Origin of the sequence: Microbacterium sp. LWO13-1.2, assembly GCF_038397725.1 — a bacterium.
Taxonomy (GTDB): domain Bacteria; phylum Actinomycetota; class Actinomycetes; order Actinomycetales; family Microbacteriaceae; genus Microbacterium.
In genome coordinates this window covers 1,019,792-1,038,318 of sequence record NZ_CP151634.1, presented here as the reverse complement: position 1 = coordinate 1,038,318, position 18,527 = coordinate 1,019,792, and the positions used below count along the sequence as shown (strand labels likewise).

At 65.4% G+C, this 18,527-nt stretch carries 14 protein-coding genes and 2 tRNA genes; 14 read left to right on the top strand and 2 right to left on the bottom strand.

Annotated features, from left to right (window positions below; all coding sequences use genetic code 11):
- The first annotated feature begins 265 nt into the window (after positions 1 to 265).
- From dnaN to MRBLWO13_RS04810, 13 genes are all read left to right on the top strand, one after another.
- Complete coding sequence (gene dnaN / locus MRBLWO13_RS04870) at positions 266 to 1,408, top strand: DNA polymerase III subunit beta (RefSeq protein WP_341976678.1); 1,143 nt, start codon at positions 266 to 268, stop codon at positions 1,406 to 1,408.
- A 217-nt stretch (positions 1,409 to 1,625) separates the two neighbouring features.
- Entirely contained in the window at positions 1,626 to 2,357 is a 732-nt protein-coding gene (locus tag MRBLWO13_RS04865) for a cohesin domain-containing protein (RefSeq protein WP_341976677.1), read from the top strand.
- Positions 2,354 to 4,219, top strand: coding sequence for an amidase family protein (locus MRBLWO13_RS04860; protein WP_341976676.1), 1,866 nt, complete (start codon positions 2,354 to 2,356; stop codon positions 4,217 to 4,219). The genes MRBLWO13_RS04865 and MRBLWO13_RS04860 overlap by 4 nt, the downstream gene beginning before the upstream one ends.
- 116 nt (positions 4,220 to 4,335) lie before the next feature.
- A complete protein-coding gene (recF, locus tag MRBLWO13_RS04855) occupies positions 4,336 to 5,523 on the top strand; it encodes a DNA replication/repair protein RecF (protein ID WP_341976675.1) in 1,188 nt (395 codons plus the stop codon).
- A complete protein-coding gene (locus MRBLWO13_RS04850) occupies positions 5,516 to 6,010 on the top strand; it encodes a DciA family protein (RefSeq protein ID WP_341976674.1) in 495 nt (164 codons plus the stop codon). Before recF ends, MRBLWO13_RS04850 begins: the two co-directional genes overlap by 8 nt.
- 118 nt (positions 6,011 to 6,128) lie before the next feature.
- Positions 6,129 to 8,201 carry a DNA topoisomerase (ATP-hydrolyzing) subunit B gene (gene gyrB, locus MRBLWO13_RS04845; protein ID WP_341976673.1) on the top strand — a complete coding sequence of 691 codons (2,073 nt, stop codon included), beginning with the start codon at positions 6,129 to 6,131 and terminating at the stop codon, positions 8,199 to 8,201.
- Positions 8,202 to 8,255: 54 nt separating this feature from the next.
- Positions 8,256 to 10,811, top strand: coding sequence for a DNA gyrase subunit A (gyrA, locus tag MRBLWO13_RS04840; protein ID WP_341976672.1), 2,556 nt, complete (start codon positions 8,256 to 8,258; stop codon positions 10,809 to 10,811).
- Positions 10,808 to 11,209 (top strand): DUF3566 domain-containing protein, encoded by a 402-nt coding sequence (locus tag MRBLWO13_RS04835; RefSeq protein WP_341976671.1) that lies wholly within the window; start codon positions 10,808 to 10,810, stop codon positions 11,207 to 11,209. Before gyrA ends, MRBLWO13_RS04835 begins: the two co-directional genes overlap by 4 nt.
- Positions 11,210 to 11,335: 126 nt before the next feature.
- Entirely contained in the window at positions 11,336 to 12,598 is a 1,263-nt protein-coding gene (locus MRBLWO13_RS04830; RefSeq protein ID WP_341976670.1) for a histidine kinase, read from the top strand.
- Positions 12,586 to 13,272: a response regulator transcription factor gene (locus MRBLWO13_RS04825; RefSeq protein WP_341976669.1), complete on the top strand. Its 687-nt coding sequence runs from the start codon at positions 12,586 to 12,588 to the stop codon at positions 13,270 to 13,272. The genes MRBLWO13_RS04830 and MRBLWO13_RS04825 overlap by 13 nt, the downstream gene beginning before the upstream one ends.
- Positions 13,269 to 14,174 carry a DUF4097 family beta strand repeat-containing protein gene (locus tag MRBLWO13_RS04820; RefSeq protein ID WP_341976668.1) on the top strand — a complete coding sequence of 302 codons (906 nt, stop codon included), beginning with the start codon at positions 13,269 to 13,271 and terminating at the stop codon, positions 14,172 to 14,174. The genes MRBLWO13_RS04825 and MRBLWO13_RS04820 overlap by 4 nt, the downstream gene beginning before the upstream one ends.
- Before the next feature lie 114 nt (positions 14,175 to 14,288).
- A tRNA-Ile gene (locus tag MRBLWO13_RS04815) sits at positions 14,289 to 14,362 on the top strand.
- 28 nt (positions 14,363 to 14,390) lie between these two features.
- A tRNA-Ala gene (locus MRBLWO13_RS04810) sits at positions 14,391 to 14,463 on the top strand.
- A gap of 46 nt (positions 14,464 to 14,509) precedes the next feature.
- On the opposite strand, the gene MRBLWO13_RS04805 is transcribed toward MRBLWO13_RS04810, so the two are convergent.
- Complete coding sequence (locus tag MRBLWO13_RS04805) at positions 14,510 to 15,484, bottom strand: WYL domain-containing protein (protein ID WP_341976667.1); 975 nt, start codon at positions 15,482 to 15,484, stop codon at positions 14,510 to 14,512.
- Between the two features lie 123 nt (positions 15,485 to 15,607).
- Here MRBLWO13_RS04805 and MRBLWO13_RS04800 point away from each other — a divergent pair, with 123 nt between their 5' ends.
- On the top strand, positions 15,608 to 16,009 hold the full coding sequence (locus MRBLWO13_RS04800) for a RidA family protein (RefSeq protein WP_341976666.1): 402 nt from the start codon (positions 15,608 to 15,610) through the stop codon (positions 16,007 to 16,009).
- Here the strand turns inward: MRBLWO13_RS04800 and MRBLWO13_RS04795 are convergent, their stop codons facing one another.
- Positions 16,010 to 18,517, bottom strand: coding sequence for an AAA family ATPase (locus MRBLWO13_RS04795; RefSeq protein WP_341976665.1), 2,508 nt, complete (start codon positions 18,515 to 18,517; stop codon positions 16,010 to 16,012).
- Positions 18,518 to 18,527 lie beyond the last annotated feature (10 nt).

Here is an 18,527-nt window from a genome sequence, read left to right as displayed (position 1 = left end):
TCACCCGCACCCGCGGATTCCTCAGGGATTCCACAAGTCACAGCCGTGTAGTTCCCTACTCGCGACTACTATCCACCGTGTTATCCACAGAATCCACAGCGGTTAACACCGTTAAGGAGTTAACCCTTCATGAGCGCGATCCGATCACCAGAAGTCAGCGGAACCCCGGCGTAGGGAACCGCCGGACTGTGGGGCTAGCATGGGAAGCCCTGCACAGGGACCGGATGATGACGACACATCAGAGCACGACGACAAGGGAGCACCCGTGAGGTTTCAGGTCAACCGCGATGTCTTCAGCGAGGCTGTGTCGTTCGTCGTCAAGCTTCTGCCCCAGCGCAATCCGCAGCCGATCCTGGCCGGTGTGCTGATCGAGGCGGATGGTTCCGGACTCACACTTTCGGCCTTCGACTACGAAGCATCCGCGCGGACGACCATCGAAGCAACGGTCGAGACTCCGGGCACGATCCTCGTTCACGGCCGTCTGCTCTCCGACATCGCGAGCCGGCTTCCGAACGCCCCGATCGAGATCGCAGTCGAGGACGACGGCAGCATCACCGTCAGCTGCGGATCCGCCCGATTCACTCTCGCGGCCATGCCGGTCGAGGAATACCCGTCGATTCCCGAGGTCGCCGGATCCACCGGCGTCGTTCCAGCTGATGATTTCGGCACGGCGATCGCTCAGGTCGGCTTCGCCGCATCGCGCGATGATGTCACTCCCGTGCTCACCGGTGTGCAGCTCGAAGTCACGGGTCAGAGCCTGAGCCTGGTCGCGACAGACCGCTACCGGGTGTCGCTGCGCGACATCCCGTGGGACGGCGCCGCCGTCGAACAGGCCGCTCTCGTTCCGGCGCGCACGTTGCTCGAGGTCGGAAAGACCTTCGGTCACGCCGGCACCATCCAGATCGCGTTCTCCGGAGCAGGTGAGCGGGAGATCATCGCGTTCACGGCGGGGAACAAGACCGTCACGTCGCTGCTCATCAAGGGCAACTTCCCGCCCGTACGCCGGTTGTTCCCCGAGCAGACCGATCACTACGCGGTTGTGAACACGGCCGACCTCGTCGAGGCCGTTCGCCGTGTGTCGCTGGTGCTGGACCGAGCCGCTCCGCTGCGGTTCACGTTCACCAGCGAAAGCGTCACGATGGACGCGTCCGGCAATGAGCACGCTCGTGCATCGGAGTCGGTCGATGCGATCCTCTCCGGTGGCGACGACGTCACTCTCGGGCTCAACCCGCAGTACCTGATCGAGGCGCTCGGTGCCGTGAAGAGCGAATTCGTCCGCGTGACGTTCACGTCGAGCGACAACGCGAACAAGCTCAGCCCGGTGCTGATCACCAGCCAGACGTCGGTGGAGCAGGCCGGCCTGGATTCGTTCAAGTACCTGCTGCAGCCCAACCTTCTTCTCCGCTGATCCTCCGCACCCGTCGGCCCTCACCGTCGCGCGATCATCGCGACAACGGCTGACGCGCCGTGCGACCTGCGTCGGTTGACTCCTCGTTTTACATCGTCGAAACGCAGAGTCCCTGGCGCGAAACATGCCGCTGTCAGAGTGTGCGTACCCGAAGAGCACGGCTGCTCCCCACAGCCGTGCAGCCGCGCTCGTCTTCCTCTGACGAAAGACGCAACGCATGCCGGAGAACACCTTCATCCGCGGCGCCCGAGGTCTCATCTCGACCTTCCTCGCCGCAACAGCCATATCCGTATTGACCCTGGGAGTCGCATCCCCCGCTTCTGCCGAAACGGAGCCCGCTCCGGAGAACAACCTCACTATCACCGCTGACAGGCCGAAGGTCAGTGTCGGCGAGACGATCACGGTGACCGTCGCGGCCGAGAGCCTCGTAGACGCCTACGCCTACGAGCTCACGATCGGATTCGACCCTGCACTCCTCGCGCTTGTCGACGGCAGCGAGGTCTTCCCCGTCGGAGGATTCTCATCGGCGACGCTCGCAGACGGTGTCCTCTCAGCGGTGGCCACGCGACTGGGTACTTCACCAGGTCTGTCAGGCGCCCAGTCTCTCGTGACCTTGACGTTCACGGCCCTCGCACCGGGAGACGCGGCAGTCACCCTGCTCAGTGGAACCCTCGTCGATTCCGCAGGAGCGTCCGCCGATGTCGAGCCCGGTGCAGATACGAGCACCGTCATCTCCGGCGGAGATGACGGAGGAGGCACTGACCCCGGCAGCGGAGGAGGCACCGGAGGATCCGGGTCGAACGGGTCGACTCCCCCACCCGCGGAAACGGATCCACTCGCGAGCACAGGAGCGGAGGCAGCTCCGTGGATCGTCGCTGCGGCGCTGGCCCTGGCTGCTGCAGCAGGCGGAATCGTGCTGATCCTCCGTCGTCGGTCGGTGAAGTCATGACCTCACTCGACGCCCGCACCGCCCACACCCCCGATCGCGTAAGGACCACGATGAAGATCCGCACGATTCGTTGCACGACTGTTCTCACGATCGGCTGCGCGATCGCGGCGACCTCGTTCACGATGGCGCCCGCGTCGGCATCGGAATCCGCGAACGCTGCAATGCTCGCGCCCTTCTATACCGAACTCGATCTGACCGGAGATGCGCAGGTCACCACGGCCGACCTCGATCTCGCTGCAGCGTCGCTCGGTCTCACCGAAGCGTCCGCCGGCTGGCAGGAACTCGCTGTCGTGGACACGAACCTCGACGGAATCCTCACAGTCGTCGATCTGGTCGCACTTTCACATCGAATGATCTACGACGACGGTGCCTTCGAGATCATCGAAGCATCGGTGATCGACATGCAGGCGGCGATGAATGCGGGTGTGACCACTTCGGTCGAGCTCACCCAGCACTACATCGATCGGATCGCGGCCTACGATCGCACGATTGTTCCCGGGGGAACCCGTGCACTCAACTCCATCATCACGGTAGGAGATCAGGCTCTTGCTGCCGCAGCGACAGCCGATGCCACGCGCTCGGTCGAGGGCATGACGAGCATGCTCCTCGGAATACCGATCGCGGTCAAGGACAACTACGACACCGTCGACATGGTCACGACGGGTGGTTGCGGATGCTGGAACGAGAATCAGACGGCCGCGGACGCGAAGATGATCGAAGGTCTGCGTGCCGCGGGCGCGGTGATCCTCGCGAAGGCCAGTCTCGACGAGTTCGCCTACGGGTTCGCCTCGGAGTTCTCGTCATTCCAGGCGCCGGGATCCTCCCTGCTCGTCGCGAATCCCTATGACACCACCAAGAGCGCGGGAGGATCCAGCGGCGGCACCGGGGCGGCGATCGCGGCCAACCTCGCAGGCATCGGTTTCGGAACGGACACCGGCGGGTCCATCCGGGTTCCGTCGTCGTTCAACCAGCTCGTAGGGGTGCGCCCCACCGTCGGTCTTGCCAGCCGCGACGGAATCATTCCTCTCGCACTGTCGCAGGACACCGGCGGACCGCTGACACGATCCGTCACGGATGCGGCCGTCGCCCTCGATGCCGTCGTCGGCATCGACGCTGCAGACCCTGTGACCGCGAAACAGGAGGGTCGGGTTCCGGACTCGTACACATCATTCCTCGACGAGAACTCTCTGGAAGGTGCGCGCATCGGCTACATCGCAGGCATGGTGGGAACTCAGACAGGAACCGTTCGGCTGTTCGATGAGGCGTCGTCTGCTCTTGGCGCACAGGGAGCGACCGTGGTGGAGATCACTCCCCCAGACGGTTTCGCTGCGGTCCTGTCCGAGCCGTCCGGGTCGACGAACGAGTTCTTGCACGATCTCAACACGTACATCGCCACTCACCTCGGTGCCGACGTCGAGGCGCGGACTCTGACGGACATCCTCGCCACCGGCAACTACGTGACCTCGCGGGAGCCGGTCTACCAGACGCGCAATGCGGTTTCGGAGGAGACCTACCAAGCCTGGGCGGGTGAGAACGGGACGCACTCCTTGCAGCTCGCCGCGGGCAAGGAACTCGTCACGCAGCTGATGGACGCGTGGGACCTCGACGCGATCATCTATCCGAGCACCAACGCGTTCACCACGCAGGCGACGAACATGCGTCTGAGCCCGAACACCGGGATGCCTGCGGTGACGGTGCCGATGGGCCAGACGATCGAGGGCGAAGACAACCCGGGCGCCGGCGTGAACCTCGAGTTCCTCGGGCGTGACTTCGACGAGGGTCCGCTCCTCGGCCTGGGGTACGCGTTCGAGCAGGCGACGCACGCCCGCACGACTCCGGCACTGTACGGCCCGCTCCCCTGACGACGCGTGGTCGGCGGGAGGATCCCCTCACTTCGGTGAAAGCGAAGGCGATGGGATCCTCCCTTCACGGTCGTCAGGGCGGAACCGGTGTCCCACCTCGAAGGTAGGCTGACCACGTGATTGTGGAACACCTGAGCCTTGTGGACTTCCGCAATTACGCGACCGCCGAACTCTCCCTCCACCCGGGCCCGAATGTGCTCGTCGGGCGCAACGGCCAGGGCAAGACGAATCTCGCCGAGGCGGTCGTCTTCCTCGCCACACTCGGTTCGCACCGGGTGTCGTCGGATGCTCCGATGGTGCGCGACGGCCAGGAGTTCGCGATCATCCGCGCCCGTCTGTCGCACGGGGAGCGCAAGGTTCTCGCTGAGGTTCAGGTCAACCGGCAGGGCTCGAACAAGGCGCGCATCAACGGCTCACCGTCGAAGATCAATGAGCTCCCCCGCTATGCGCACGTCGTCCTCTTCGCTCCAGAGGATCTGCAGATCGTCCGCGGCGACCCTTCATCCCGACGCCGCTTCGCCGATCAGCTGCTCATCCAGCGCACACCTCGCATGGCAGCCGTGCTCGGTGACTACGACCGGGTGCTCAAGCAGCGCACCGCACTGCTGAAGTCGGCGCGCGCCCGCGGCGTCCGCGGTGAAGGACTGACCACGCTCGACGTGTGGGATGACAAGCTCGTCGCCCTCGGCTCCGAGATCATCGATGCCAGGCAGCGACTCGCGACCGATATGCAGGGTCCGGTCGCGACCGCCTATGCGGCGATCGCCGGTGCTGATCACCAGCCGCAACTGGAATGGGCGCTCTCCGTACGCGGTGGCGATCCAGAAGAGGGTGAGGAAGCCGCATCCGATACCCGAGGCGAGATCGCCGACCTGTTCCGCGCCGCGCTGCAGGCGAAGCGCACTCAGGAGCTTGACCGAGGACTCACCCTGGTCGGCCCTCATCGCGACGACCTGATCCTGCGTGTGCGGGGTCTCCCGGTGAAGGGCTATGCCTCGCACGGCGAGTCCTGGTCGGTGGCGCTGGCGTTGCGACTGGCGTCGGCCGAGCTGCTGCGCAGCGAATCGCCGGCAGGGGACCCGGTGCTGATCCTCGATGATGTCTTCGCCGAACTCGATGCGGACCGCCGCCAGCGGCTGGCCGCGCTGACCGCGGGTTATGAGCAGGTGGTGGTGACTGCAGCGGTGGAGGAGGATATCCCTGCGGTGCTGCACGCACACGTGGTACGTATCGACGCGGGCACCATCAGCGACGAACGTCCTGCGATGGACGCAGAGATCCAGCCGGGAGGAGTAGATGACTGATACATCGGCAGCCGAAACTCCGGAGACCGTCGCCACGTATCTGCGCCTGCGGGGACTGAAGCCGAGCTCGAAGTCGTGGAAGCGCAAGCGCCGCATCGCGGACGATGATGACAACGCCCCGTTCACTCCCGGCCGTGATCCGGGAGCCCTCGGTTCGGTGCTCGACAAGCTCAGCCGGGATTCCGGCTGGCAGATCACGCTCGCAAGAGAAGACCTCGTGCGGCAGTGGGCGGATCTCGCCGGCGCCGGCACGGCCCAGCACTCGGAGCCCGTGTCGCTGGAGAACGGCGTCCTGACCGTCAAATGCGACTCGACGGCCTGGGCGAAGAACCTCCAATTCATGCGCGCGACGATCCTCACCGAGATCGGCAGACGGTACCCGGACGCAGGTGTCGAGAACCTCCGTTTCATCGGACCGGACGTTCCCTCCTGGAAATGGGGTCCCAGAGTCGTTCCAGGGCGGGGCCCGCGCGATACCTACGGGTAGGGCATCATCGAGGGGGTTCGGATCGATTACAGGGCCGCACATGGCCGCTGAGCCGCATGAGGCACGAAAATCCCGCTAGAATGGGAGTTCGTGATATCGATGTGGAGAACGCCCTCTGATGACGCCTGAATCCCCTGCTGACGAGACGGAATCGACCACCGGGGGAACCCCCGCATCCGCGAGCACAGCCTCTTCGCGCCCGGCCAAGCAGCCCGGCGAATACGGTGCCGACGAGATCCAGGTCCTCGAGGGACTTGAGGCCGTCCGCAAGCGCCCCGGCATGTACATCGGTTCCACCGGACCACGCGGTCTGCACCACCTGGTGCAGGAGATCGTCGACAACTCCGTCGATGAGGCGATGGCCGGTCACGCCGACTCGATCCTGGTGACCCTTCTCGAAGACGGCGGCGTGCGCGTCGTCGACAACGGTCGAGGCATCCCTGTCGACCCGCACTCCTCCGACCCGACGAAATCGACGGTCGAGGTCGTGCTCACGATCCTCCACGCCGGTGGCAAGTTCGGTGGCGGCGGTTACGCGGTCTCCGGCGGTCTGCACGGCGTCGGTTCCTCGGTCGTGAACGCGCTGTCGACCCGCTTCGAGGTCGAGATCAAACGCCAGGGTCACGTCTGGCGTCACAGCTTCGCGAACGGCGGCGTCCCGCAGCAGGCTCTGGAGAAGGGCGAGGAGACCGACGAGACCGGAACGGTCATCACATTCTGGCCTGACGCTGCGATCTTCACCGAGACCATCGAGTTCGATTACGACACGCTGCGCACCCGCTTCCAGCAGATGGCGTTCCTGAACAAGGGCCTGCGCATCGAGCTGCAGGACGAGCGCCCGGCATCCGCCTATGAGGTGGAGGAGAACGGCGCGACCGTCGAGAAGCAGCCGAGCGATGTGTTCCTTTACGAGCGCGGCCTCGTCGACTACGTCGAGTATCTGAACAAGGTGCGCCACGCCGAGGTCGTCAACGACGAGATCATCGCGTTCGAGACCGAGGACACCGAGCGCAAGATCTCTCTCGAGGTCGCGATGCAGTGGACGACGTCGTACACCGAGAACGTGTTCACCTACGCGAACACGATCAACACCCACGAGGGCGGTACGCACGAAGAGGGATTCCGCGCGGCGTTGACCACTCTGGTGAACAAGTACGCTCGCGCGAACAACATCATCAAGGAGAAGGACGAGAATCTCTCCGGTGACGATGTCCGTGAGGGCTTGACAGCGGTCATCTCGATCAAGCTCGGCGAGCCGCAGTTCGAGGGCCAGACGAAGACCAAGCTCGGCAACACCGAGGCCAAGGCGTTCGTGCAGAAGGTCGTCGGAGACCAGCTCGGCGACTGGTTCGAGCGCAACCCGGTGCAGGCGAAGAACGTCATCCGCAAGGCGATCGACGCGGCCACCGCCCGTCTCGCCGCGCGCAAGGCCCGTGAGACGGCGCGTCGCAAGAGCGTCTTCGAGTCGGCCGCGATGCCGGACAAGCTCAAGGACTGCACCAGCAAGGACCCGTCGATCAGCGAGATCTTCCTCGTCGAGGGTGACTCGGCAGGTGGCTCCGCAGTGCAGGGCCGCGATCCGCACACCCAGGCGATCCTGGCGCTGCGCGGCAAGATCCTGAACGTCGAGCGTGCCCGCCTCGACAAGGCGCTGGGCAACAAAGAGGTCCAGGCGATGATCCAGGCCTTCGGCACCGGTATCGGCGAGGAATTCGATATCGAGAAGGCGCGGTATCACAAGATCGTGCTGATGGCCGATGCCGATGTCGATGGCCAGCACATCACGACGCTGCTGCTGACGCTGCTGTTCCGCTACATGCGGGGACTGATCGAAGCAGGCTTCGTCTACCTGGCGATGCCGCCGCTGTACCGCTTGAAGTGGTCGAACTCGGCACACGAGTACGTCTTCAGCGATGCCGAGCGCGATGCTCTACTGAAGCACGGCCTCGACAACGGCAAGCGGATCCCGAAGGATGCCGGTATCCAGCGCTACAAGGGTCTCGGTGAGATGAACCCGAAAGAGCTGTGGGAGACCACGATGGATCACTCCACCCGCACCCTGCAGCAGATCACGATCGAGGATGCTGCTGCCGCCGATGAGATCTTCAGTGTGCTGATGGGTGAGGACGTCGAATCTCGCCGTAGCTTCATCCAGCGCAACGCCAAGGACGTCCGCTTCCTCGACATCTGAGTGCGAGTGTCCATCTCGCCACGCTCGCTCAACGACCGGAATTGAAACACACACATGACTGACGAAAACCGCCCAGAGCCGGCGCACGACCACGGCAAGATCGATCAGGTCGACCTGCAGTTCGAGATGCAGCGCAGCTATCTCGACTACGCGATGGCCGTCATCGTCGGCCGCGCCCTTCCCGACGTCCGTGATGGGCTGAAGCCCGTGCATCGCCGCGTCATCTACGGCATGTACGACGGCGGCTTCCGCCCCGACAAGTCGTTCTCGAAGTGCGCCCGCATCGTCGGCGAGGTCATGGGGCAGTACCACCCGCACGGCGACTCGGCGATCTACGACGCCCTCGTCCGTCTCGTGCAGCCGTGGTCACTGCGGTATCCGCTGGCGCTCGGCCAGGGCAATTTCGGCTCCCCCGGCAACATGGGCGCCGCCGCCCCTCGGTACACCGAGACCAAGATGGCTCCGCTCGCCCTCGAGATGGTGCGGGACATCGAAGAGGACACAGTCAACTTCACCGACAACTACGACGGACAGACCCAGGAGCCGACGGTGCTCCCGGCGCGGTTCCCGAACCTGCTCGTGAACGGTTCGGTCGGCATCGCGGTCGGCATGGCGACCAACATCCCGCCGCACAACCTGCGCGAGGTGTCGGACGCCGCGCTGTGGGCGCTGGATAACCCCGGCATCCCGCGCGAGGAGCTTCTCGACGGCCTCATCCAGCGCGTCCCCGGTCCGGACTTCCCCACCGGCGCGCAGATTCTCGGCACCAAGGGGATCCACGAGGCGTACCGCACCGGCCGCGGCTCGATCACGATGCGTGCGGTCGTCAACGTCGAGGAGATCCAGGGCCGGACCTGCCTGGTCGTCACCGAGCTGCCGTACCAGGTCAACCCCGACAACGTCGCGGTGAAGATCGGCGACCTCGCTCGCGACGGCAAGATCACCGGCATCGCCGACATCCGTGACGAGTCGTCCGACCGCACCGGCCAGCGCCTGGTCGTCGTGCTCAAGCGCGATGCCGTCGCCAAGGTCGTGCTCAATAACCTGTACAAGCACACGCAGCTGCAGGAGAACTTCGGCGCGAACATGCTGGCGATCGTCGATGGCGTGCCTCGCACGCTCGCGATCGACGGCTTCATCACGCACTGGATCGCCCACCAGATCGAAGTGATCGTGCGGCGTACGCAGTACCGGCTCAACGAGGCCGAGAAGCGCATGCACATCCTGCGCGGCTACCTCAAGGCGCTGGATGCTCTCGACGAGGTCATCGCGCTCATCCGCCGATCGCAGACCACGCAGGAGGCGAACGAGGGACTGCAGAAGCTCCTCGACATCGACGACATCCAGGCCGACGCCATCCTGCAGATGCAGTTGCGCCGCCTGGCCGCCCTGGAACGCCAGAAGATCATCGATCAGGCCACCGAGCTCGAGGCGCAGATCACCGAGTACAAGGCGATCCTCGCCGATGAGCTGCGCCAGCGCACCATCATCCGCGAAGAGCTCACGGGCATCGTCGAGCGTTTCGGCGACGAGCGTCGCACGCACATCCTGCACGGGTTCGACGGCGACGTGTCGATGGAAGACCTCATCGCCGAAGAGGAGATGGTGGTCACCGTCACGCGTGACGGGTACATCAAGCGCACGCGCAGCGACAACTACCGTTCGCAGCACCGCGGCGGCAAGGGCATCAAGGGCGCGCAGTTGCGGGCGGATGACATCGTCGAGCACTTCTTCGTGACGACGACGCACCACTGGCTGCTGTTCTTCACCGACAAGGGACGCGTCTACCGGTCCAAGACCTACGAGGTGCCCGAGTCCGGACGCGACGCGAAGGGCACGCACGTCGCGAACCTGCTCGCGCTGCAGCCCGGCGAGAGCATCGCCCAGGTCCTCGACATCCGCGACTATCAGGTCGCCGATTACCTGGTGCTGGCCACCCGCGACGGTCTCGTCAAGAAGAGCCGCCTCGGTGACTACGACACCAACCGTCAAGGCGGGGTGATCGCGATCCGCCTGAACGAGGAGGACGAACTCGTCAGCGCGCTGATGGTGAACAAGGAGGATGACATCCTCCTGATCAGCCGTCGCGGCATGTCGGTGCGCTTCCAGGCGACCGACGAGGCGCTGCGCCCGATGGGCCGTGCGACTGCCGGCGTCAAGGGAATGAAGTTCCGTGAGGGCGACAGCCTGCTCTCGGCATCCGTCGCGGCTCCCGGGCAGTTCGTGTTCGTGGTGACCGACGGCGGCTACGCCAAGCGCACTGCGGTGGAGGAATACCGCGTGCAGGGACGCGGCGGATACGGCATCAAGGTCGCCAAACTCCACGATGATCGGGGCACTCTCGCGGGTGGTCTGATCGTCGCTGAGGACGACGAGGTCTTGGTGGTTCTGTCCAGCGGCAAGGTGGTACGCTCTGCCGTGGCCGAGGTGCCCGCCAAGGGCCGAGACACCATGGGAGTGGTTTTCGCCCGGACGACGGAAGCCGACCGGATCCTCGCCATTGCCCGCAACATCGAGCGGGGCCTCGCTGAAGAAGTCGAGGAAGCAGCGGATGCTGCGGCAGCCGCGACCGAGACCACACAGACCCCTGAGGAAAGCCAAGACGCATGAGCACAGTAGCTGACAAGCTGGCGAAGAAGTCGACGCGCAAGACCGGCGGCAAGCAGGTTCGCCTGCGCCTGGTCTACGTCGACTTCTGGTCGGCCGTGAAGTTGTCGTTCCTCGGCGCGGTTGCCTTGGCGATCGTCACCATGGTGTCGTTCTTCCTCATCTACCTGGTGGTCCAGGCGACTGTCCTGCCCAAGGCCGATGAGTTCGTCGCGAGCTTCACCGACGGCAGCATCCAGCTCTCCGAAGTCGTGGGTCTGCCCCAGGTGATGGCCTTCGCCGCCGTCGTCTCGATCCTCAACCTGATCGTCTTCACCGTGCTCGGCGCCGTGATCGCCGGAATCTACAACCTCGCCGTGAAGGTGACGGGCGGACTGCTCGTCGGGTTCATGTCGAACTGACCTCTTTTCAGCAAAGGGGCGGATGCTGCGGCATCCGCCCCTTTGTCGTTCCTTCCGGATAACCCGAACTCTGATCTCCGGTCTGCTCGGTGTTGCGGCGTCAGCTGTCGCCGTACCTTGGGAACCATGACGACACAGACTTCGACCCCACCGCAGGTGAAGGCGGCGAAACTCCCGCTGCGGGTGTTCATCACCACGCTGCATCTGGCAGCACTCGGTGTGCTGGGATCAGTAATTCTCACGATGCTCACCGGCCTCCTCGGCGCCGGACTCGGGCTTCTCTTCGCCGCGGGCATCGGGATCATCCTCCTCGTCGGCCTGGTCTACGCTCTGTTCGGCCTCGGCTGGTTCGAGGTGGCCCGTATCGGCACGCTGTACAGCGTCGATATCGCTCCCCTGCGCTGGCGGACCAATGAACGAACCGGATTCAGCGGATGGATCCGCTCGCTCGGGCGACAGTCGATCGATGGGCGGATGTGGCGTTCCATTGTGAACTTCACACTCGCCTGCATCGCCGGAGTGATCGTGCTCCGTCTGTTCTCCGGCCTGATCTGGTCGGTGTTCATCGCGTTCGCTCCATTCACCGACGTGGACTCCGTCAACGGTCCGTTCGGCAGCATCCCGGCCATGTGGGCGCCTCTGTTCGGCATCATCGGAGTGCTCTTCTCCGCCGCCGGCATCCTCGGCCTCGCGCTTCTGCACCGTGTGCTCGCCTTCTCGATCGTCGTGCGCAGCCGCGAGGCAGAACTCACGGAACGAGTCAGGACGACCACCGCGCAACGCGAAGGGGCGGTGCGGGCTGCCGACCTCGAGCGCACTCGCATCGAGCGCGACCTGCATGACGGAGTTCAGCCACGCCTCGTGTCGGTCGGCATGACCCTGGGCCTCGCCCAGCAGAAGATCGACGAAGACCCGGCGACGGCCAAGGCTCTCGTCGAAGAGGCGCACACCTCTACGAAGGCCGCGATCACCGAACTGCGCCAGCTCGCTCGCGGCATCCACGCCTCGGTGCTGGACGATCGCGGGCTGGATGCGGCGCTCTCGGCTCTCGCCGGGCGCTCGCACATTCCGGTGAACCTCGACGTGCGGATGGAAGGGCGCTGCAGCCGCGACGCGGAAGCCGCTGTCTACTTCGCCATCGCGGAGTCTCTGACCAATGCGGCCAAGCACTCCCGTGCCAGTGACGCGAGGGTGATCGTCCGGATCCGAGAGGGCGGAACGCTCTGGGCTCGGGTCGAGGACAACGGGATGGGTGGAGCACAGGTGCAGCCGGGCGGTGGCCTCGATGGCATCGCCAACCGCATCCTCGCCGCCGGCGGAACCTTCCGTCTGGACAGCCCTCAGGGTGGACCGACGTCGCTGGAGGTGAATGTGCCATGCGCATCCTGATCTGTGAGGATTCGGTCCTGCTGCGCGAGGGCCTCGTACGACTTCTGGAAGACGCCGGTCACACCGTGGTCGCCGCGCTTCCCGACACGACTGCTCTCACCGAGAGCGTGGCCGAGACCGACCCGGAGCTCTGCATCCTCGATGTGCGCCTCCCTCCGACGTTCACCGATGAAGGCATCAGGGCCGCACTCGGCCTGAGGTCGACGCATCCGTCGCTCCCCCTGCTCGTCCTCTCGCAGTACGTCGAGGAGCGCTACGCCAGTGATCTGATCGCCGCTCAGGGAGGCCCGCTCGGGTACCTCCTCAAAGACCGGGTCGCCGACGTCTCGGAGTTCCTGGCTTCGGTCGAACGGATCTCGGACGGTGCCACCGTCCTCGATCCCGAGGTCGTCGCTCAGCTGCTGACACGGCGAAACCGGGATGACCGGATGCTGCGGCTCACCGAGCGTGAGCGCACGGTGCTCGCGCTGATCGCCGAAGGCAAGTCGAATCAGTCGATCGCCGGTCTGCTCTTCCTCTCCGAGGCGAGCGTGGAGAAGCACATCACGGCCATCTTCCAGAAGTTGGGCCTCGAGCCCGAGTCGGGAAACCGACGCGTACTCGCTGCCCTTGCACACATTGAGAATCACGGCGGGGCCAACCCCCCGACCACCCAGACAGGAGCGGCACGATGAGTACCGAAGATCGGAACCTGCAGACCGGAACCACTCCCCTGACTCCTCCGTCGGCGGATGCCAGTGCGACCACCGGATCGGCGGCAGATGGCGGGCAGGACGTGCGCCGGGCCTCCGGGGCCAGAGCGATCGTGATCGTGACCGCCGTGATCGGCGGTGTCGCCCTCCTCGGAACCGGGGGCTCGGCCGCCTTCGCCGCAGCGAGCGACCTCTCGCGCACCGACTCCGAGCAGAGTCTCGACGTCGATGGCATCGAAGGCATCGATCTCGACGCCAGTGCGAGCGATGTCACGGTGCAGTTCGACGACGTCGAAGAGGCGGAGCTGACGGTCACCGGCGGACGCGGCAACTGGACGATGGAGCGCAACGAAGACGACCTGATCGTACGCAGCCCTGATACGGGGTTCAGCTGGTGGTTCGGCGGAAACTGGTTCAGTGGACCCGAGACCGTCGTCCTGACCCTTCCGGAGAACCTGCGCACGACCAAGCTCGATGCCGAGTTCACTCTCAGCGCCGGGAGCCTCGAGGCCGTGGGTGATTTCGGTGATCTCGACGTCGAGGTGGGGGCAGGATTCTTCTCCATCGAAGGCAGCGCCCATGTGCTCGACATCGATATGAGCGCGGGTCGTGCCTCCATCGAACTGGACGGAGTGACGGAAGCAGACCTCGCCGTCTCCGCCGGCGACCTGATGGTCGAACTCACCGGAACAGCGCCGGACACCGTGACGATCGACGTGAGCGCGGGTTCGGTGAACCTGGCACTCCCGAACGTCGACTACAACATCGTGCAGGACGTCAGCGCCGGAACACTGGATAGCAGAGTCGAAGAATCGTCGAGCTCGAGGCGCACGATCGACGTCTCGCTCTCGGCAGGCAGCGTGACTCTGCGCCCCGAGGATTGATCGGTCGCGTTCGAGGCACGGACACGACGGAGGGGCCGCGGCATCGAGTCGCGGCCCCTCCTTCCGCTCGATTCGGATTCTCCGTCAGAATCGGGTAAAGTCTTGGAGGTTGACGGGGATATAGCTCAGGCGGTTAGAGCGCTTCACTGATAATGAAGAGGTCCCAGGTTCAAGTCCTGGTATCCCCACTCTGTAACTCAAATTGAACACCCTTTCGGGGCCTTAGCTCAGTTGGTAGAGCGCCTGCTTTGCAAGCAGGATGTCAGGAGTTCGAATCTCCTAGGCTCCACATACGAACCCCGGTTCTGCGTCACGCAGACCCGGGGTTTCTTCGTTCATTCCTCGTCGTCGTACTGCGTCGCGAGCGCAGTCGCGCGGTCGCGAAGAGCGGTGCGCACGGCGCTCGGTGCCTGCACCTCGGCATCCGTACTGAGCTGCCAGAACGCCCACTCGGCATGCCGGAGGTCCTGGAAGCTCACCTCGAGGAGCAGCCCTCCCGCAGGATCTGCCGATTCGGAGAGCACCGCGAGTGCGGTGCCGACGAGCTCCTCGCGCCGTGACGGTTCCACCCGTGCGCGTACGATCAGCTGGTCGCCGCCGGTGCGGAATCGGATGCTGCGCTCCTGCCAGATCCGGTCGAGATCGACCTGCGCTGGTCGGTCGGCGGTCTCGGTGAGTTCTTCTGCCTCGAGGATTCGCGAGAGTCGATAGGTGCGGTCGGCCCCGGAGACGGCGGCGAGGAGGTAGCCCTTGTCGCGCACGGTGACCAGACCGATCGGGTCGACGGTGCGCCAGACCGCGTCGCGATCCGCGGCCGAGTAGTGGATGCGCAGCTTGCGTCCGGCGAGAACGGCGCGACGGACCGCGCTCATGACCGTGGCGGAGATGTCCTCGCTCGATTGGCGACGGGCGAGCAGATCTGTCGAAGGCTCGATGAGGATGCGCTGGGCGGCGTTATCGGCTGCCGCGCGATGGGCGTCGGGCAGGGCGTCGACGACCTTGCGCATGGCCGAGGCGAGCGCCGATCCCAGGCCGAAGACCTGCTCCCCCCTTCCTGATCCGGCGGTGAGCAGAGCCAACGCTTCGTCGTGGTTCAGTCCGGTGAGTTCGGTGCGGAATCCCGGGAGAAGCTCGAACCCGCCGTGCCGGCCGCGCTCCGCGTACACCGGCACGCCGGCGGCGGAGAGGGCTTCGATGTCGCGCAGCACGGTGCGAGTCGACACCTCAAGCTCGCGTGCGAGCGCAGTGGCGGACAGCCGGCCGCGTTGGCGCAGGAGCAGCACCAAAGAGACGAGGCGGTCGGCGCGCATGTGAGAACTCTATTTCGAATACATGACACAGGGTGTCGTGAATCATTGAAAGGCTCGTTGGAGAGGGCAGAACAGCGTCATCCGGCCGGTATCTGCGCTCGCAACGAATCGAATGGAGCTGAAGTGGCAAACGAACGAACAGCAGTCAACCCGGTGACGTGGTCGCAGGGACTGGGATTCAACCAGGGTGAGATCGTCTCCGGGCACACCCGCACCCTGTACATCTCGGGACAGACCGCGATGAGCGCGGAGGGCGTTCCCCAGCACGACGGCGATATGGCTGCACAGCTGGCCCTCGCCGTCGACAACCTGGAAGCCGTGCTCGACGGCGCGGGCATGACGCTGGCGAACCTCATCCGCCTCAACGTGTACACGACCGACGTCGACCTGCTGTTCCCCCACTACGGCGTCCTCGCCGCTCGGCTGGGAGCGGCACAGATCGCACCGACCACGACGATGCTCGGGGTCAGTCGACTGGCGATCCCCGGTCAGCTGGTGGAACTGGAGGGCACAGCCGTCGGCTGATCAGGGCGCCTGCTCGAGCGGGGCGGTCTGTCGTCCGGCGTCCAGGTGCCGGGCAAGGCCGGCCCGCGAGCGCAGCCCTGTCTTCTGCAGGATCCGGGCGACATGGCTCTCCACGGTCCGGGGACTCAGGTGCAGCTGTTCGGCGATCGCCCGATTGCTGTGACCGTCCGCGACCAGGTCCGCGACATCGCGCTCCCGTGGTGTGAGCTGGTCGAGACGGAGGCCTGCCATCTCGATGCGATCGGACAGCTGAGCCAGCCACGCGCGCGCGAGGCGGCGATAGAGGAGAGCGCCGGCCTCGTCGAAGAGTTCCGCGGCCCGCTGGGCTTCCCCCAGAGCCTCCTCGGCGCGGTCAAGAGTCACCAGGACCTGGGCACGGAACAGGGTGCCGTGGCCCGCCTGCGACGGATGCTCCGCCTCGACACCCCACGCGATCGCCGCATCTGCATGACGAAGAGCGGCGGCAGCATCCCCGCGCTTCAACGCGAGTTCTCCCAGACCGATGTGCTTCTGCGAGGCGAAGATGTCCCCGTCGGCGACGTCGAGCTCCGAGGCATCCACCGGGATCCCGAGCAGAATCTCTGCCCGAGACCGCATCAGTCGTACGATGCGGCGCCACCAGCCGACCTGCGGGAGTCCTGCTGCGGCGAGACGTTGATATCGGGCGACGATCTCCTCCGGTCCGACTCTGCCCGGTGCTGCGACGATCGATGCCGTGAGGGCGAGTGGAACGGCATCCGGCCAGTTGTACTTCTCTGCCGCGTCGATCGCGAGCTCGATGAGTTCCTCGGCCTCCTCGCATCGATCGAGGGGAATGTAGATGAAGCCCAGAATCAGATAGAGGTGAGGGAGCACATGGAAGCGCCCGTGCGTCTCCGCCAGGCGGATCGCGCGCTCGAGAAAACGGGCACCCTCTGCGAAGTCGGCGAGGAAGTGCGCGCACCACCCCATCGCCGTGGTCACATCGATCACCAGCAGCATCTCGGATGCTGGCAGGTCCGAGAAGCCGACCTTCGCCACCTGGTACGAGGTCCTCGCGCGCGCAAGGTCGCCTTCCCGGAGGGACGCGAGGGCGCGCAGGCCGGCGAGTGCGGCGGCGTAAGCGGGTACGTCGCCGTCGTTCTGTTCCAGCCAGGTGCGTGAGGCCACCTCGGAATCACTGTCGTGCATCACTTCGAGCGTCACGAGTTCGAGGGCGACCTCCGGATCGAGTGTCATCGCTCGTGCCTCCCGCACCAGTTCGACCGCCTCATCGGGGCGGCTCTGGATGCGGAGGGACTGGATCAGCAGGGCGAAGGACTCCCCGGTCGACTCCTTCGTGGAATGCACTTCGCGCAGCAATGACTCGGCTTCGACGGGCTGCCCGTCGATGAGGAGGGCGCGGGCCAGCATCAGATCGCGCGCACGGTGCGGAATGCGACGACTGCGGTGAAGCATGGCGATGCAGCTCTGCGGCGACGTCGCCAAGACGATCCCCGCCGCTTCGAGGACGGTCTCCAGCTCATCCGAGGTGAGATGGGAGCCGAGATGCTGCAGGTGCGATGCCTGCTGAAGGACGTTGGACGCGCTGCGCGCCGCCGTGCGATGGGCCAGTCGCCGTTCCTGGGGCGTCATGCTGCGGTAGGCGGCTGAGCGGATGAAGGGATGCACGACCCGCAGGCTCTCGGCCTCGATCAGGCCGCGCTGCGCCAGGCGGTCAGCCGCCTGGGCGATGTCCCCGACGCCCAGATCCGCGATGGCGCCGAGCGTCTCCGGTGCGACGGCGGGCGTGAGCGACAGCGCCTGCATCACACGACGTGACTCCTCGTCCAGAGTGAGGAGTTCGCCGCGCAGCGTGTCACCGATCTCCTGATGCGAGACGTCGTCGGCGTCGTCACCGCGGCCGGATTCCGCGAGCAGGCGGAGGAAGAGAGGGTTTCCGGCGGCGAGCTCGATGTACCCCTTCCCCTGGGCGCCGTGAGCCGCCAGCAGCGTCGCCGAATCCGCTTCGTCGAGCGGCCCGAGTGTGATGCGGTGCACGGCCGATCCCCCACGCATGGCCGCACGGATCAGCGACTCGGGTGCTGCACCGGTGCGAAAGACGAAGAGGAAGGAGAGGGGGGTGGACGAAGGTTCCGACAGGAGGCGCTCGATGATGTCGCGCGCCGGCGCGTCGAGCCAATGGGCGTCGTCGATCACGATGACGGTCGGTTCGGCGGCGAGGCCTTCGCGAATGCTGCGCAGAAGGACGCGCGCCGGTCGCTGCTCCGCCAGGAGGACCGGGAGATCCTCATCGAGGAGCTCTTCGATGATCGAGCGGATGCCATCAAGAGGGATGTTCGTGGCGAGTTCGGCCGGGCGGCTGAAGAGCACGCGCTCGGTGAGGCCGGACCGCAGGAACTCGTTCACCACGGCTGTCTTGCCGATCCCGATCGGACCCTCCAGCAGCACGACGCGGTGCGCGCTGTCGTCCGGGTCGGTGAGGTGCGAGCGAAGTCGGGTGAGTTCGGCCATACGCCCGATGAACATGCGGCCCCCT

Coding starts and splice junctions, on each gene's coding strand:
- MRBLWO13_RS04865 (WP_341976677.1), top strand. CDS start 1,626: ATGCCGGAGAACACCTTCATCCGCGGCGCCCGAGGTCTCATCTCGACC.
- MRBLWO13_RS04860 (WP_341976676.1), top strand. CDS start 2,354: ATGACCTCACTCGACGCCCGCACCGCCCACACCCCCGATCGCGTAAGG.
- MRBLWO13_RS04850 (WP_341976674.1), top strand. CDS start 5,516: ATGACTGATACATCGGCAGCCGAAACTCCGGAGACCGTCGCCACGTAT.
- gyrB (WP_341976673.1), top strand. CDS start 6,129: ATGACGCCTGAATCCCCTGCTGACGAGACGGAATCGACCACCGGGGGA.
- gyrA (WP_341976672.1), top strand. CDS start 8,256: ATGACTGACGAAAACCGCCCAGAGCCGGCGCACGACCACGGCAAGATC.
- MRBLWO13_RS04835 (WP_341976671.1), top strand. CDS start 10,808: ATGAGCACAGTAGCTGACAAGCTGGCGAAGAAGTCGACGCGCAAGACC.
- MRBLWO13_RS04830 (WP_341976670.1), top strand. CDS start 11,336: ATGACGACACAGACTTCGACCCCACCGCAGGTGAAGGCGGCGAAACTC.
- MRBLWO13_RS04825 (WP_341976669.1), top strand. CDS start 12,586: ATGCGCATCCTGATCTGTGAGGATTCGGTCCTGCTGCGCGAGGGCCTC.
- MRBLWO13_RS04820 (WP_341976668.1), top strand. CDS start 13,269: ATGAGTACCGAAGATCGGAACCTGCAGACCGGAACCACTCCCCTGACT.
- MRBLWO13_RS04805 (WP_341976667.1), bottom strand. CDS start 15,484: ATGCGCGCCGACCGCCTCGTCTCTTTGGTGCTGCTCCTGCGCCAACGC.
- MRBLWO13_RS04795 (WP_341976665.1), bottom strand. CDS start 18,517: ATGTTCATCGGGCGTATGGCCGAACTCACCCGACTTCGCTCGCACCTC.